The sequence below is a fragment of the Enterococcus sp. GC34 genome (assembly GCF_040886645.1).
Lineage (GTDB): Bacteria > Bacillota > Bacilli > Lactobacillales > Enterococcaceae > Enterococcus > Enterococcus faecalis.
In genome coordinates, this window is record NZ_JBFOEF010000004.1 from 76350 (window position 1) to 92657 (window position 16308).

The following is a 16308-nucleotide window of genomic DNA, read 5'->3' on the forward strand; positions in this document are numbered from 1 at the left end:
AAAAAGAACGACTACTTGAAAATAGAAGGCGAAAAAGTGATAGAAATACTGAAAATGTGAGGTATAGTGAGGAAACTAAACTAGGAAATCACACCTCGGTAAAAGAAGGACCAGTTCTTTTTCTGATGAGAATATATCCGTTTGAAGAATTATATCAAGGTCTGAAATGTACTTGTGCAACAATGAACAAGGAACAATATCCACTTAGTTATTTAATGAAAATAATAGAAAATAACCAAATGGATAATGAAAAGTGACTATGCAGTGGTAATTGTTTGGCGTCTTTTTTGATTTCTGGTTATCGTGGTAAATGTTATTTCTGTGTAGCAGAGAAATTAGTTACCAATTATTAACTGATATAGATCTTTTTTGACAAGTATTTAAGAAAAATTCAGTTGTATTTAAGACCAGTATAAGATAAGCTCTAAGGATACGAGGAGTATAAATTAAAAATTATCATAATCATGTATACTTTAAGACTTTTAATAATAGTTACTACGCGATCACGAGTAAAAATCATGCATGTTTTTGCTTTTATTTATTAAAAAGGAGAATTGTCAATGGGTAGAAAATCAACAAAAGAAGGTGTTTTAAGGAGGTTATATGCTGAATCAATGGGGAGATGTATGAACCCTAATTGTCAAATATCTTTGTTTCTTGATGCAGGAGACATTATTGAGAGAGCACATATAGTTCCTTATTGTGATGGAGAAGATAATTCGTATGATAATCTGCTTGTTTTATGTCCGAATTGTCATACGAATTTTGATAAAAATAAACTATTTAATACAAGTGAGGTAAGATCGTGGAAGGTAAAAAGAATGTCAGAGGTGGAATCATTTTTTTCTAAAAAGTATAAAACATTTTTGGAAATGAAAGAAGTAATAAAACCATTGCTTTTGGATAACAAAACCATTTTCGAAAATTATTACATCGGAAAAAATAAAAATCTGTGGGAAAAATTTGAAGGTAAGGTACTAGTTAATAATGCGACAATTAAAGGAATTCTTGAAAATAATTTGAACTTGCTACAAAAATCTGATGTTTATAAATCTAATTTAGAAATTGTTATGAATTTCATTGCACATATAAATGAATTTCAGCTTACACGTGAGTCGGATGAAAAGATTAGGAAAGTTTTATATCCCAAAGAGGTTGATTCTATATTCGACGTTCAATCTATTGAGGATTCCTTGTCACCATCTACTGAGTCTCTTGAAGTATTTTTGAAGAAAATGATTCATGAAGATCGACTTGTCAGTATTGGTCTTGGTTATGATCAACCGTACATCACTATAAAGGAAAATGATTGTGAAAGTGATGTATATCTTTATGACACGCCTAGGTTAAGACAACTGTACTTTGATAACAAATGTTTTAGAGCTACCAAAGTTAGATTGGATAGCTTGAATTTTATTCTTAAGTATTTAAGAAATAATGGGATTTCATTTGAGTATAAGGAAAAGGGAAATTTACAGGAAATCGTTGTTGCAGATATTAATATTATTTTTGTATACGAATATTGTCTAAGTAAAGAATTTCTAACTAGGCTAGCACCTCCAGCTAATACCGTCATTGTTAACTTGCATAATTGGAACGGGGAAAAGTGTATATCTAAGGAAGCTTGTGAATTAGCGGATAATTTAGATGTGAGGCTACTATATACTAATAATTTTTATAGTTTTATACGAGGAGTCAAATGAATAGTGATATTTTAATGGGAATTAAAAAAAATCTTTTTTTATTCAGCTATTTTGATAATGTCTATCTTTTTGGTTCATTTTTAGAATCAGATAGAAATTTTCGAGATATTGACATACTGTTACTTTACTCATCGTTTTCACGAGAAATTCCAACTGCAGTAATTGAAATAAGACAGGCTCTTGAAGGTCAATTTAGTTATCCTATCGATATAACTGCTCTGAGTTTTGAAGAAGAAAAAAATACCGGTTTTTTATTGAGGATAAACAATAATTATTTAAAAATTAAATAGGTTTTAAAACTGAGGCGGAAAGTATATGACGAATTATAGATGGTGATTATAGCCGTGAGATGGCAGGATAAGAGATATAATGAGACAAAATAGATCATTTTTTCTATATGCAAAAAAACGTTACAACTATCAAATTATGTAACTGTAAAAGTTTTTTCTGATGTTTGATTTTGAGTGTTGCTGTTACATTGTAGTTCTCATATGTAAAAAAATTTAAGATATTTGATAAAAAAGTTTAATATTATAGCAACTACTGACAATTAAATCAATAATTTATTCGAAATAATTATATCAATTTGGAATAGAAGGGAACTTACTCAAAAAGTCACTTTTTGAAATAAAATACAAATCAGTTTAAATAGAGCATGCTTTTAATATGATTCATATTACATCCACTTCAAAAGATGTTAAACTTTGCAGTAAGTGGATTTGACAACATAGATGTTTTCATATAGTACTTATTTTTGTTCTCAAAACGTTAATTATTTGGAGTCGTTGCGAACGTGTTCGCTTACGAATCAATTACAATGTTTCAAGACACTTTCCATTTTTTGGAAGGTGTCTTTTTTTATGGTAGCGACAGTGTGGGTTCTGTCATAAACCAGTATATAAAAATTCACATACTGACAATATGTTTATCTTTCTTACCAAGAGAATAATTGATTCCGATTTCAGCAAGTATACTCATTACGAATAACGCACTTACGCAGATGATACATTTCTTTTTAGTTGATTTCCTCATTTTGATCGCCGCTATTTCTTTTTTCTTTGAATTCATCATACGTTTTTGGGAGATATTTCTTTATTAACTTTTTCTCTCTTGCGTTTTGGAGGGAGTAAGTTGCGGTTTTTTGAGAGATTAGTATGTTTAAACTGAAGAGTTATTAAATAATTAAAGTATAGTAAATCAAAAAACAAATATAATAAATGAAATTTACGCCACTAATATTGCAACCCTAGCTTATTTATGCGATCCTAAATATAATAAAACTAACAAAATCAATTAGATTAGAGGGTTAAAATATATGAAAAAAGAAATTCACGTAGTAGGAGCAATCATAGTGGAGAACGGGAAAGTTTTGTGTTGTCAAAGAGGACCTGAACGTGCATTAGCAAATCTTTGGGAATTTCCTGGTGGAAAAATCGAGAATGGTGAGACGAAAGTTCAAGCGCTTGAACGTGAATTGCAAGAAGAATTAAAAATAGAAGTAACGATCGTCAAGGAAGAGTATGCTTTTTGTCGATATGAGTATGATTTTGGTTTCGTTAATCTAACTACATTTATCTGTTATTTAGAATCAGGTGAACCTCAGTTGACAGAACATCTACAAATTAAATGGCTAACGCCAAATGAATTAAACCAACTTGAGTGGGCGCCTGCTGATATTCCTACTGTGGAAAAATTAGTAGAAAAAGGTGTGGGAACTGAACAAAATGGATAATTTAGAATTGGCGTTACAAAAGGCATTTATTAATAAAGAAGCTCTAGGTGACGATCTTACACCTAAATTTATTGTGAACAATCCCAAAAAACATGATTATTTATTGAATACATTGAGTAAAGATTTGAAAAGCTGTAAGACTTTTTTTATAGCTGTCGCATTTATAACACCTAGTGGTTTAAATGCGATAAAAACACAACTGGCTGATCTGGCTTTGCGTGGAATCTCTGGAAAGATTTTAACATCAACATACTTAAATTTTAATGATCCACACGTATTTCGAGCATTGTTGAATATTCCAAATGTAGAAGTACGAGTTTCTAAAAAAGAAGGTTTTCATTCAAAAGGATATTTATTTGAGATGGAGGATTATCAAAGCTTCGTTATTGGTAGTTCGAACCTAACAATGTCTGCTTTGAAACTTAACTATGAGTGGAATGTTAGATTAACTTCAAGAGAGAATGGCGAGATGGTTTCTTCTATTCAAAAGCATCTCATTCAAGAATGGCACGAGGCAAAGTCGTTAACCCTAGAATGGGTCGAAGCATTTGAAAAAAATTATCATCCTATTGTTAATAGAAAGATGTTAGTACAAGATGTTTCTGAAAACGAGTGTTTAGATACGCAATATATTTTGCCGAACTCTATGCAGAAAGAAGCGCTTAGAAGTTTAAAATCGCTTAGAGAAACGGGCGCAACTAAGGGAATGATTGTTTCGGCGACTGGTACAGGGAAAACGTATCTAGCAGCATTTGATGTGCAGCAATTCAATCCTAAACGTGTATTATTTATTGTTCATAGTGAGCTAATTTTAATGAAAGCATTAGAATCATTCAAATTGATTTTAGGTGGAAAAGATGATGATTATGGTGTTTTATCAGGGAATTCTAAGAATTTTGATGCAAAGTATCTATTTGGAACAATTCAAACAGTATCTAAAAGTGAATATCAAGAGCGTTTAGGAAAAGAAGCGTTTGACTATATTTTGATTGATGAAGTCCATAAAGCTGGAGCGAAATCTTATATTAAAGCCATTGAATTTTTCAATCCCAAGTTTTTATTGGGGATGACGGCTACACCTGAAAGAACAGATAATTTTAATATCTTTGAGCTATTTGATTATAATGTAGCGTATGAAATACGTTTGCAAGCCGCTTTAGAAGCAGAACTGCTTTGTCCATTTTATTATTTTGGCGTAACTGATTATGAAAAAGATGGTGAAATCATTGATGAAACAACCGATTTAAAACGTTTGCTACAGGAAGAACGAGTTGATTTTTTAATAAAAAAAATTAACTATTATGGTTATTCGGGAGATAGTCCTCGAGGCTTGGTGTTTTGTAGTCGTAAAGACGAAGCAAGGCAGTTAGCAGAGATGTTTAACGATCGTGGAATTCCGAGTGCTTATTTATCTGGTGACCATAATTTTGATAAAAGAGAAAAGGAAATTAAGCGTTTAGATACTGGAGAGATTCATTATATCTTCACGGTTGATATTTTTAATGAAGGCATTGATATCCCTAAAGTAAATCAAGTAATTATGCTGCGAAATACGCAATCTAGTATTATTTTTATTCAGCAATTAGGTCGGGGGCTAAGAAAAGACCCATCAAAAGAATTTGTTACGGTAATTGATTTTATTGGTAATTATAAAAATAACTATATGATTCCTATGGCTTTATCTGGAGATAGTTCTCAAACTAAGAATAGTTTACGTCGCGATACAATTGATGTGACGTATATCAGTGGTTTATCTTCAATTAATTTTGAAAAAGTTGCTCGTGAACGTATCTTTAAATCAATTGATCAAGCTAAATTAGATGCGATGTCAGAACTAAAAGCTAGTTATTTTAAGTTGAAAAATCGGTTGAATAGGGTTCCTTACCTGAATGATTTTCAAGTGTTAGATGGCGTGGATCCATTGTTGATTATAGGTAAAGAAAAAACATACTATAATTTCTTGGAGAGGATTGGGGAAACAGAAGCTAAATTAAGTGAAGAAGAAAACAGTGCACTAAAATTTGTTTCTGTAGAATTGTTATCAGGAATTCGCCCGCATGAACTTTATGTTATTGAAGAATTTTTAATGACAGATAAAGAACAGTTATCTTTAGAGGAAATCACAGCGCTGTTTGATACGTTTAACCTGACGTATACGACAGATACTCTAGCATCTGTTGTTAAAGTCTTAGATTTATCTTTTTACGAATCAACAATTAGAAAACGTTATTTGTTATCACAAATGTTTAAGATGAAAGAGAATTGTTTACAAATAACAGAAAAATTCAGAGAGTTTAAAAAGAATTCTTATTTCATCAATTTGATGTTAGATGTAATCCATACAGGGATTAACAAATCTATGGAGTATGATTTATCACAACCGTTAAATTTATACAAAAAATATCGTCGTAAAGATGTTTTACGATTATTAAATATGAACTTTAATCAAAATGAACAAAGTATTGGTGGATATACAAACAGTAACAATCATTTTGCTATTTTTGTAACTTTGGATAAAGGCAAAGATTTTAAAGCTGCACGTATTGCTTATGAGGATGAATTTATTGATGAACGAACATTCCATTGGTATACAAAAGCGCCTAGAAATCTACGCTCACCAGAAGTTCAACTTTTGCGGAATCCTGGGGAATATAAATTTCATTTATTTGTGAAACGGAAATATAATCAAAAAGAGAATGAAACAGATTTCTATTATCTAGGCGAAGTAGTCCCTCTTCAAGAAACTATCCAACAAGTCGAAAAACAAGACAAAGAGGGTAAGAAAAAAAGCGTCGTTAAACTAGACTTTACCTTAGAAACACCTGTAGAACCTAATATGTATGAATTTTTAACACAGAACACAAACTAAAAACGCCACTTTCCTCTGGAAAGTGGCTTTTCCCATCCCCCCTCACCGAGAAGACAAAATTTCATAAATAACATAGAGTTCCCAGTTGGAAATCTCTATTCGATAAAACTGTTCTAGGGTATAGAAAATGTTTTTAGCATTTTGGAAAAATGGTTTTTGGTTAATGGTTAGTTCCTCTAGGTTAGCAGGGACTTCATAGTCTTCAACGCCGAGCATTGTCCGCTCTACCATGAGCGCGTTGTGCATCATTAAGTTAAATTTCATTTTTCCGCTGAGTGTGAGGTCGAAACGTTTTTCAATGTTTTTTGTAACGTTTTCGACTTGTTTAATAATAACGTCAGGATTTAGAAATTCTAGTTTTTCTGACAAGCCTTCTTTCGAGAAGAAGTGAACAAATTCGTTAATCATGCTATCAATGTTATTGGGATGCATCAAGTTTTGGAAAGGTTCCATCAACTGGGTTCCTGCATCTTCGTCTAACATGTCTAAGAGATTCACGCTAGCAACATTCGTATGGTTGTCTAAGTAAGACGTCGTCAAAATGAGCGAGGTTTCTTTTAAATAATTTTCTTCGGCGTTGGCAATGTCTAACGTGTTTACCAAATCTTTGTATTTTAGAGTAATGACTTTAATATCAGTATACAGGTATTTTTGACAGATTTGTTTGATTTGCTTGGCAATATCCAGACCTGAAATACTAGAGACAATGATATTTTTTTCCACTGAAAAGCCTTCAAAGTACTGTACATCGGTTTTAAATTTTTTTTCAGCTGTTTTAGCAATACCATAGAAAAGTTGTTCGTTCATTAATTGATGACCAATTTCCAACGCATAGGCAGTGGTCAGGTTGTTGATCACCAAGAGTTCTCCAAGAATTTGCGGTTTCAAACTTTTATAAAGTTGTGTCAGGGAACCCATATCGACGAGCATAATGACGCCTTGTGATGTGTCCCGCTGAGAAAGCCAGTCTTTAACTTCGGCGACGATATCTCGGACGGAGGAGGTTAAGGGCATGTTAATCGCATCGAAAATATAGGTACCACATAATTTGTTGGCAACGGCTTGAATACTTGTGGCAGTCGATTCACCATGCGCCACGAGGAGCGCTTGGTAAGGAATCGTTTCAGAAATTTCTCCGCTGAGTAATACAGATAAGAGTACCTCTGTCAAGAAACGGTATTCTTCTGGCAGCGGACTGACTAAGTTTTTCACGAGGGAAACCGTTCGCGGATAGTGTTCTTTTAACTGTGTTTGGACTGGAAGGAGCACTGTTTCGTTAAATGTTGGCGGTAAAATTTTCAGCAATTTGGCAACATCTTTCATCGGTTTTTCAGTTTGCTCAGGTTGGTTAATAATTAGTTTGTTTTTGGTTTGGACTTCCGTGACTAGGTTTTGTAAAAAATAATCATTTTCTAAGGTTATTTCATCGTCTAAACAATATTTAATGAATTGTGTCAGTTCAGTTTTTAAGTGGGCCAGTGTTTTTTCTTTTGTAAATAAGGCTTCAAATGTTGCGAAAATATCGGAAGAAAGTGTGTTTTCTTCTAACACTTCTTTGTCTAAAGGAATCGTAATCATTGGTTGAGTCGCATCGCCAATGACGACAGGTTGATTGGGCAAAGTTTTTCGTAATTGCGACGCGCAAAGGAGCTGCACTTTGTTGGATAAACTCCCCACGTTGCCAGGTTCGTCATTTTCTAATAATGCCGTAAAGATTTCTTCGTCCACGTTGATGTCTTTGGTCATTCGTTTCGCTTCTCGGTGGAATAAGTTTTTCAAAATCGCAATCCGTTCTCGAATGGGGCGCTCTTTGAAGTTCGGAAGTGAGACGATTACGGAAATTCGGCGATAAAAGGTTGGTAATAAGACTTTTTTCGGGTTTTCGGTGGTCGCAAATAGTAGCCGGACCTTGGAATGTACCATTTTTCCTTCTTCACCAATAGGGCGGAAGGTCCCTGTATCCATAAACTGAAAGAGTTTTTCTTGGTTTTCGTTGGATAATCGATGTACTTCATCTAAAAAGAGTACGGAATTATTAGCTTGGGCCAAGAGTCCTTGTTTTTCTGATTCAGCCCCAGTGAATGCGCCTTTGGTATGGCCGAAGAGAATGGATGATAGCAATTCGGGATTGTTGGCGTAATCGGCACAGTTAAAGGTGTAGAATTTTTCCAGGCCAATGATTTGTTCATTTTTCAGATACTCATAAATCAGTTTTGCCAAAAAGCTTTTGCCGACGCCACTGGCTCCATGGATTAATAAAGGCATACCCAATGGGGGATACAACATAGCGGCTTTGCATTGTTCGATGGCTTTTTTGGCGCTGCCTTGGCTACCGATGTATTGTCGAAACACATCGGTCGTGGGGGTTGTTGCACGGGTTAATTGCCAATAAACGGGTTTTTTTCCCGTTTGTTGGACTTCACCTTTTTCCAATAATTTATTTAAGTATAAGCTGGTTACCGAGCGGCTTAATTGAATTTTTGTGGCAATTTCTTGTGTGCTCATCGGGGTGTTGCTAGTTTCTAAAATATCAACTAAGTGTTGGTAGGTCTCCAAGCGCATGATTCATCGTCCTTCCAAAAGAGAGGTCGGGACAGGGGTTGCTTCTGTTCCCGCCGTTTATCAGCTTTTAAGCCTGAGATAAAAATCACTTTGGATTTTTGTCTCAGGCTCTAAGTGTTTAATAATTGAATGTTTATTGTTTCAATTTTAACAGATGCCTAGTAATCCTAGCAAGATGCCTAAGAACATGATACCAAACATCACCACGTTAACATTGACTTTTTTGCGTAATAGCCAGAAAGCAAGTAATGTCACGGCTAATGGTACGATACCGACGAATAGTTGATCCAAATAGTCTTGGATTTTAACTACGTCTTCGCTTCCTTTAACGGAAACTTCAAGAATCGTTTTGAATTTTACATTTGAAGCAGTCATACTGCCCATCATCATTAAGCCTAGCATACTTGATACTTTTGTGAGTATCTTCATTCCGCCTGATTCGTACATTTTTTGGATAAAACTTTCACCGATTGAGTAGCCGCTATACAACGCATAATAGTGAATTAAGAACGCAGGGACGTTGTATAAAAGTAAGAAGACAATCGCCCCTAATGGCGAACCAGTGCTGGCTAATGAAATCCCAATACCGGCAGCAATGACACGCAAGATTCCCCAGAAGAAGGAATCACCGATGCCTGAAAGTGGCCCCATTAGTGAGGCTTTAACTGCTGTAATAGAGCTAGCATCAAAGTTTTCGTCTTCACTGTTTTGTTTTTCCATCGAAGCAACGAGCCCCATGATGAAGTTATTGATATGCATGGTTGCATTGAACCAAGTGGTGTGACGCACTAATGCCTCGGCCCGTTCTTCTTTGGTTTTATAAAAACGATTGATAACTGGGAGTAAAGTGTACATGACACCCACTGCGTGGTATTGTGTAGCTCCTGTCCGGCTAGCATTCATCGTCCAAGACCGCCAGAAAACAGAGCGCATCATTTTTTTCTCTTCTTTAGATAAATTCTCTTTTAACTTCATGCGAAAAAGTCCTCCTCTTCGATTTCTTTCGCGCTGCCTTCAACCGCAGAAGACGCCGCAGGTTTTCTTTTTAGAATGTCGCGAAATTCTACATCCCGTTGGGCACTCACGACACAAATTACTGTCCCGATGACCGCCACCGCAACGGCTGGTAATTGTAGGTACGCGGTTAAAACAAAGCCTAAAATGTAAAAGACGGCTAATTTATTATCCCATAATAGTTTCATTAACATGGCAAACCCAACGGCAGGTAAAAGTCCGCCAGCTGCGCTTAAGCCGTTCATCAAATTTTGTGGAATACTTTCAACAAACAGATTTACTGGCCCGCTGCCTGCTAAAATTCCGATAAATGAAATCGAAGCGATGATTAAATAATAAATAATCCACGTTCCGTAATGCAGTGTCACAACCATTTTTTGGTTGCCTTCACGTGCTGCTTTGTCAAGAGAAGGAGCAAAGATATTCATAAAGACATTTTTTAAAAACATCACCACGAAAGCGGCTAACATCCCAATTGGTACGGCTAACGTCATGGCGGCTTTTTGTTCGACATTTGAAATAATTGCAAACGTTGTGGCTAAAGTAGTCGCAGTTACAGGTTCCGCGGCGATAACACCACCGATATTAACATTTCCTAAGAAAATTGCTTCCAAAGAGGCCCCCATTAGAACCCCTGTTTTCATGTCGCCCATTAAAATTCCTGTGACTAATCCAACGACTAAGGGACGTTCCATCATACTTTGACCAGTTAAATAATTCCCAGCAAAACAGATAAATACAGCTAAGGCTGCCATTGTTGCATGCATAAGCATTGTTCATTTCCTCCTTTTAATTGACGGCTTGTTTTAGACTTAATTTTGAGTTGGTTGGCAGGACTTGGTTATAGCTTTCCACGTGAGTCAAACTGGCTAATTCTTTGGCAGCTTCTAACTCTTCAGGGTTTAATTGGACGCTCGGGAAAACCATTGTTTTGGCGGCTGGATCTGATTTATCAAAGCGGCCAGCGTTGGCAACATTCACACTTTCAATATCTGTCACGTTTTTCGCAATTTTAGTAGCATCCGCTACACTGTTCACAATTACAAAAATTCGTTTGTCTTTACCACGAGGATCATTGAAGACATCAATCGCATCATCGACTGAGCGAATTAATAGTTTCATGCCATTAGGGACAGCCATTTTTAACGTCATTTGCATTACTTCGTTTTTGGCTGCTTCATCATTCGCTACAACTAATAAGGGGGCATTCAATTCTTTGGTCCAAACTACGGCTACTTGGCCGTGAATTAATCTGTCGTCTACTCGTACTTGTGTAATCATTTTAATTTCCTCCTAAAAAAAGTTTTCTTCTTCATTTGATGGGTTTAATTCAACGAATTGAATTTGTGCTTCAACAATTGCTGCTTGAATATCTTCTTTGGTTAGCTTTTCGCCTTCTTTTAAGAAAATCAGAGACAAAGCAATGGCTAAGTTGGCATTGGAAATGATAAAAACATTGTCTGGTTTTGTCGTCATGACTTCTTGAACAATTTTTTGATTGACGCTACCACCATATAAATCTGTTAAAATAATAGCTTGTTCTTCTGTGCCAAGGGACTGAAGAAACGTTTGAATAATTGGCGTGTAGTCCTCAGGAGTCACATAGGCATTGATGACCGCCAGCTCTTTTCCTTTGTCTGCGAGAATATCCAAGGAACTTTGGAAGCCTTTCGCTAAGTTTCCATGACTAGCAATTAAAAATTTTCTTTTCATTCTTTTCACCTCACTTTTATATAAAGCAAGTTCTGTGCCAAAAAAAAAGAACTCTAAATCCTTGATTTGAAAGGGCTTTAACGCTCTTGAAACTGTTTAAACAGTTTCGAGTCAAAATAAACACGTTATTCGTTGGCTAGTTTGTTGTCGAAAAATAGCTAAGCAAAACTGTGAAATTTAATCAAAATAACCCCCGTTTTTATCGAGAAGTGTTACAATAATACTCATGAATATTTATACATTAAGGAGAGTTACGAATGACTGATGCTCTTGTGATACAAGATTTACGCAAAGTGTATGCTTCAGGTGTTGAAGCGTTGCGGGGGATTGATTTAACAGTCGAAGAAGGCGATTTTTATGCTCTTTTGGGACCGAATGGCGCAGGAAAATCAACGACGATTGGGATTGTGACCTCGTTAGTTAATAAGACTTCGGGGAAAGTCAAAATTTTTGGGTATGATTTAGATACGGAAATGGTGCGGGCGAAGCAACAGATTGGGTTAGTGCCGCAGGAGTTTAACTTCAATCCGTTTGAAACGGTCCAACAGATTGTGGTCAATCAAGCGGGCTATTATGGGGTGTCTCGTAAAGAAGCCATGAAACGGAGTGAAAAATATTTAAAACAATCCAACTTATGGGAAAAACGGAACGAACGGGCTCGAATGCTTTCTGGCGGAATGAAACGTCGCTTGATGATTGCTCGCGCGCTGATGCATGAGCCGAAGTTATTGATTTTAGATGAACCAACTGCAGGTGTCGATATTGAATTGCGCCGTGAAATGTGGGCCTTTTTACAAGAGTTAAATGCGCAGGGAACCACGATTATTTTGACGACCCATTACTTAGAGGAAGCTGAGATGTTGTGTCGCAACATTGGGATTATTCAGTCTGGTGAATTGATTGAAAACACCAGCATGAAGCACTTGTTAGCAAAATTACAATTTGAAACGTTTATTTTTGATTTAGCACCTTATACGCAGGCGCCAGTTATTGAAGGCTATCAAAGCGTATTTGAGGACGAGCTAACGTTAGCGGTGGAAGTGGAACGAAACCAAGGAGTCAATCACTTGTTTGAACAGCTAAGTCAACAAGGAATCAAAGTTTTGTCAATGCGGAATAAGTCCAACCGTTTGGAAGAGCTCTTCTTGAAGATTACTGAGGATACGTACCAAAGGGAGGATCAACATGTTTAGTCTGTATTTTACTGCTTTAAAAAGTTTAGCTGTGAAGGAAACCAACCGTTATTTACGAATTTGGGTCCAAACACTGGTACCGCCAGTGATTACGACGTCTTTATATTTTGTGATTTTTGGGAAAATGATTGGCGGGCGAATTGGCGACATGGGCGGTTTTTCTTATATGGAATTTATCGTGCCAGGTTTAATTATGATGTCAGCCATTACAAGCTCGTACGCCAATGTTTCATCTTCCTTTTTCTCACAAAAATTCCAGAAAAATATCGAAGAAATTCTCGTGGCGCCAGTTCCAACTCATGTGATTATTTGGGGATTTGTGATTGGTGGCGTTGGTCGTAGTATTTTGGTCGGTGCGTTAGTCACCATCATTTCTCTATTTTTTGTGCCGTTGCACGTTGTTTCTTGGCTGATGGTCATCATGACTTTATTGATGACAGCGATTCTTTTTTCTTTAGCTGGTTTGTTAAATGGTATTTTTGCGCAATCCTATGATGATGTATCGATTGTGCCGACCTTTGTGTTACAGCCTTTAACCTATTTGGGTGGGGTTTTCTATGCCATTTCCATGTTGCCGCCATTTTGGCAAGCTGTCTCAAAAGTTAATCCGATTGTTTACATGATTTCTGGGTTCCGCTACGGTTTCCTAGGGGTTCAAGATGTGCCAATTGGTATTTCTATGACCATTTTAATCTTATTTATTGTCGTTTTATATGGCATTTGTTGGTACCTTGTAGAAACAGGGCGTGGCTTACGTAGTTAAGCCGTAAAAAGATTAAACTGTCTGAATCACTCATTCTAGCGAGCAGATTCAGACAGTTTTCTTGTTTCTAAGTATGCTTTTTTGATTCTTCGTGCATTTCCCTGTATAATAGCAATGTTTCGCACCAGAATATGTCGACAAGTTGTCGTTGAAAATAAAGAAAAAATCAGAAACGGAGTATATGAAGATGAGCAAGAATTTTTGGGCAACATTGCCAAAGCCCTTTTTTGTTTTAGCACCGATGGAAGATGTTACTGATGTGGTCTTTCGTCATGTCGTGAAAGAAGCTGGAGCACCAGATGTGTTTTTTACAGAGTTTACTAATTCAGATAGTTATTGTCATCCTGAAGGAAAAGACAGTGTGCGCGGGCGCCTCGTTTTTACAGAAGATGAACAGCCGATGGTGGCACATATTTGGGGGGATAAACCGGAATTTTTCCGTGAAATGAGTATCGGCGTAGCGGAGATGGGCTTTCAAGGATTAGACATAAATATGGGCTGTCCTGTGCCCAACGTGGCTGAGCGTGGAAAAGGCAGCGGATTAATTTTGCGCCCAGAAGTCGCGGCTGAATTGATTGACGCCGCCAAAGCAGGTGGCTTACCTGTTAGTGTCAAAACACGCATTGGGTTTACTGAAATGGCGGAAATGGAGGCGTGGATCACGCATTTATTAGAGCAAGACATTGCGAATCTATCCATTCATTTGCGAACACGAAAAGAGATGAGTAAAGTGGATGCCCATTGGGAGGTCATTCCGCAAATTATGGCTATTCGGGACCGTGTCGCACCGCAAACGACAATTACGATTAATGGGGATATTCCCGATCGTCAAAAGGGCCTAGAATTAGCAGAACAATATGGTGTAGATGGCATCATGATTGGTCGGGGGATTTTTAAAAATCCTTATGCCTTTGAAAAAGAACCCAAAAAACATACGCCACAAGAATTACTGGGCTTGTTACGTTTACAATTGGATTTGCAAGACAAGTATGCAGAATTGGTGCCTCGCTCCATCGTTGGGCTGCATCGCTTCTTCAAAATTTATGTCAAAGGCTTTCCAGGTGCCAGTGATTTAAGAGCACAATTAATGAATACAAAATCAACGGATGAAGTGCGCCAGTTGTTAGCGACGTTTGAAGCAGAACATGGTGTGCTTGACTAAATAAAAAAAGAGAGGAGGTAGCATTTTAGCTAATGCTACCTCCTCTCTTTTGAATGCTTAATGCGCAATCATTTCTTGGGCAATTTCTTGTTTGCTTAAGTCGTTTGGATAATATGTTGGCCAGTTGTCCATTTCATTGAACAGACTTTCTTGGCTATCGCCGCCGAAGAAGATGTGGAAATGAGCAGCTTTCGTTGGTGCGATGTTGTGGTCACTAAATTGGACGTATTTAAACCGCCCAGCATTGGCATCGTCTGTTTCAAAAAGGAAACGGACGCCACGGTTGCCTTTTGCATAGTTTAAAATTTTATAACCGGCTGCTTTATAGGTGAATTTTTGTGGTTTGCCATCGACCAGAAACTCGATGGTGGAATCAGTGATGTTGATGTGGTCGACATCGGTTTGATAGCCGGCATCATAGTAGGTTTTGTATTCGGCTGGTGTTTTATCTTTTTTCAGCTTCGCTTTGTAATCGAAGACTTGGTCTAATGTGCCATCTTTTAATAAAGGATAGACGGATTGCCAATTTCCAGCGTAATCTGCCAGTGTTCTCTCAGCCACCTCACTGTCTTTGAAATAGCCGTTAGCCACGGTTTTTTCTGTTTTTTCAGAGGTTTCTGGCTGAACCTCTTTCCCGGCTGTATCTGTTGTTTTTTTCAAAGCAGTTAAGTTTTCTTTCATTACAGAAAGATAATCTTCGCCATTGTCCATTTGTTTTTGTGTCAAACTTTCTAGCGGGTTTAGGACTTCCAATTGAACATTCGCTTCGTCAGCTAACGTTTTAGCAATTTTATCGTTGGCATTTTTTTCAAAATAAATATAGCGAATTTGATTGTCTGTGACATATTTTTTCAACTCTGCCAAGCGCCCTGCTGTTGGCTCTTGTTCAGGTGTTAAACCAGCTATTGGCACTTGTTTTAAGCCGTAATCTAAGGCAAGATAACCAAATGCAGCATGTTGGGTAACAAAACTTTTTTGCTTAGCGTCTTTCAAAGCTGTTTGGAACTCTTTGTCTAAGGCTGTTAATTTTGTTAAGTATTTTTCTGCGTTTGTTTCAAATGTTTTGGCTTTTTTAGGGTAAAGTTTGACTAATTGTTCTTTGATGTTTGTGACTTCTTGGATGGCACGATGGGGCGAAACCCAAGTATGCGGGTCTAATTCATGGTGGTGGCCTTCTTCGCCATGTTCGTGGTCATGGTCGTGTCCGTCTTCGTCACTGCCAGGAAGTAAGACCATGTTTTCGGTACCTTTAATGACGTTCGGGGTTCCTTTTTTCCAGCCTTTAGCAGCTTTTGGTACCCAAGATTCCATATTTTCATTGTGGTAAACGAAAACATCCGCATCATGGATGGTAGCCATATCTTTGGCGGATGGTTCATAATCGTGGGGTTCAGAACCAGCAGGGATTAACAATTTGACGTCTCCTTCATCGCCTACAATATTTTTAGTGAAATCGTACATAGGATAAAAAGTCGTGACAATGGATAGTTTTTCTTTACCGTCAGCTGTTTTATCAGAAGTGTTTGTTCTGCCGCAAGCGCCGAAAAGAATTAGCGATAAGGCGGCTAACAGGGGAAGAGTAAATTTTTTCATAGGT

13 protein-coding genes are annotated in these 16308 nt (G+C 36.9%); 7 read left to right on the forward strand and 6 right to left on the reverse strand.

Annotation, left to right across the window (positions count from 1 at the left end):
• The first annotated feature begins 560 nt into the window (after window positions 1–560).
• The 4 genes from AB3I72_RS05265 to AB3I72_RS05280 all read left to right on the forward strand — a co-directional run bounded on the left by AB3I72_RS05265 (window position 561) and on the right by AB3I72_RS05280 (window position 6304).
• On the forward strand, window positions 561–1703 hold the full coding sequence (locus AB3I72_RS05265) for an HNH endonuclease signature motif containing protein (protein ID WP_368023660.1): 1143 nt from the start codon (window positions 561–563) through the stop codon (window positions 1701–1703).
• Entirely contained in the window at window positions 1700–1993 is a 294-nt protein-coding gene (locus tag AB3I72_RS05270) for a nucleotidyltransferase domain-containing protein (RefSeq protein ID WP_174126824.1), read from the forward strand. The genes AB3I72_RS05265 and AB3I72_RS05270 overlap by 4 nt, the downstream gene beginning before the upstream one ends.
• A gap of 1025 nt (window positions 1994–3018) precedes the next feature.
• The gene (locus tag AB3I72_RS05275) at window positions 3019–3435 is read left to right on the forward strand and encodes a (deoxy)nucleoside triphosphate pyrophosphohydrolase (protein WP_002381045.1); all 417 of its coding nucleotides are present in this window, start codon (window positions 3019–3021) and stop codon (window positions 3433–3435) included.
• The gene (locus tag AB3I72_RS05280; RefSeq protein WP_368023661.1) at window positions 3428–6304 is read left to right on the forward strand and encodes a DUF3427 domain-containing protein; all 2877 of its coding nucleotides are present in this window, start codon (window positions 3428–3430) and stop codon (window positions 6302–6304) included. Before AB3I72_RS05275 ends, AB3I72_RS05280 begins: the two co-directional genes overlap by 8 nt.
• Before the next feature lie 42 nt (window positions 6305–6346).
• Here the strand turns inward: AB3I72_RS05280 and AB3I72_RS05285 are convergent, their stop codons facing one another.
• The 5 genes from AB3I72_RS05285 to AB3I72_RS05305 all read right to left on the reverse strand — a co-directional run bounded on the left by AB3I72_RS05285 (window position 6347) and on the right by AB3I72_RS05305 (window position 11593).
• Window positions 6347–8866, reverse strand: coding sequence for a sigma 54-interacting transcriptional regulator (locus tag AB3I72_RS05285; protein ID WP_070702940.1), 2520 nt, complete (start codon window positions 8864–8866; stop codon window positions 6347–6349).
• 147 nt (window positions 8867–9013) lie between these two features.
• Window positions 9014–9841 (reverse strand): PTS system mannose/fructose/sorbose family transporter subunit IID, encoded by an 828-nt coding sequence (locus tag AB3I72_RS05290; RefSeq protein WP_002360964.1) that lies wholly within the window; start codon window positions 9839–9841, stop codon window positions 9014–9016.
• Window positions 9838–10653, reverse strand: a complete 816-nt coding sequence (locus AB3I72_RS05295; RefSeq protein ID WP_002365419.1) for a PTS mannose/fructose/sorbose/N-acetylgalactosamine transporter subunit IIC — start codon at window positions 10651–10653, stop codon at window positions 9838–9840. The genes AB3I72_RS05290 and AB3I72_RS05295 overlap by 4 nt, the downstream gene beginning before the upstream one ends.
• A 16-nt stretch (window positions 10654–10669) precedes the next feature.
• Window positions 10670–11161, reverse strand: a complete 492-nt coding sequence (locus AB3I72_RS05300; RefSeq protein ID WP_016614222.1) for a PTS sugar transporter subunit IIB — start codon at window positions 11159–11161, stop codon at window positions 10670–10672.
• 12 nt (window positions 11162–11173) lie between these two features.
• Window positions 11174–11593: a PTS mannose transporter subunit IIA gene (locus AB3I72_RS05305; protein WP_002419642.1), complete on the reverse strand. Its 420-nt coding sequence runs from the start codon at window positions 11591–11593 to the stop codon at window positions 11174–11176.
• A gap of 257 nt (window positions 11594–11850) precedes the next feature.
• Here AB3I72_RS05305 and AB3I72_RS05310 point away from each other — a divergent pair, with 257 nt between their 5' ends.
• From AB3I72_RS05310 to AB3I72_RS05320, 3 genes are all read left to right on the forward strand, one after another.
• Window positions 11851–12786, forward strand: a complete 936-nt coding sequence (locus AB3I72_RS05310; RefSeq protein ID WP_002354809.1) for an ABC transporter ATP-binding protein — start codon at window positions 11851–11853, stop codon at window positions 12784–12786.
• On the forward strand, window positions 12779–13549 hold the full coding sequence (locus AB3I72_RS05315) for an ABC transporter permease (protein ID WP_002354811.1): 771 nt from the start codon (window positions 12779–12781) through the stop codon (window positions 13547–13549). The genes AB3I72_RS05310 and AB3I72_RS05315 overlap by 8 nt, the downstream gene beginning before the upstream one ends.
• 187 nt (window positions 13550–13736) lie before the next feature.
• A complete protein-coding gene (locus AB3I72_RS05320) occupies window positions 13737–14711 on the forward strand; it encodes a tRNA dihydrouridine synthase (RefSeq protein ID WP_368023663.1) in 975 nt (324 codons plus the stop codon).
• A gap of 57 nt (window positions 14712–14768) precedes the next feature.
• Here AB3I72_RS05320 and AB3I72_RS05325 read toward each other — a convergent pair whose 3' ends face one another.
• Window positions 14769–16304: a ZinT/AdcA family metal-binding protein gene (locus tag AB3I72_RS05325; RefSeq protein ID WP_368023665.1), complete on the reverse strand. Its 1536-nt coding sequence runs from the start codon at window positions 16302–16304 to the stop codon at window positions 14769–14771.
• Window positions 16305–16308: the final 4 nt, after the last annotated feature.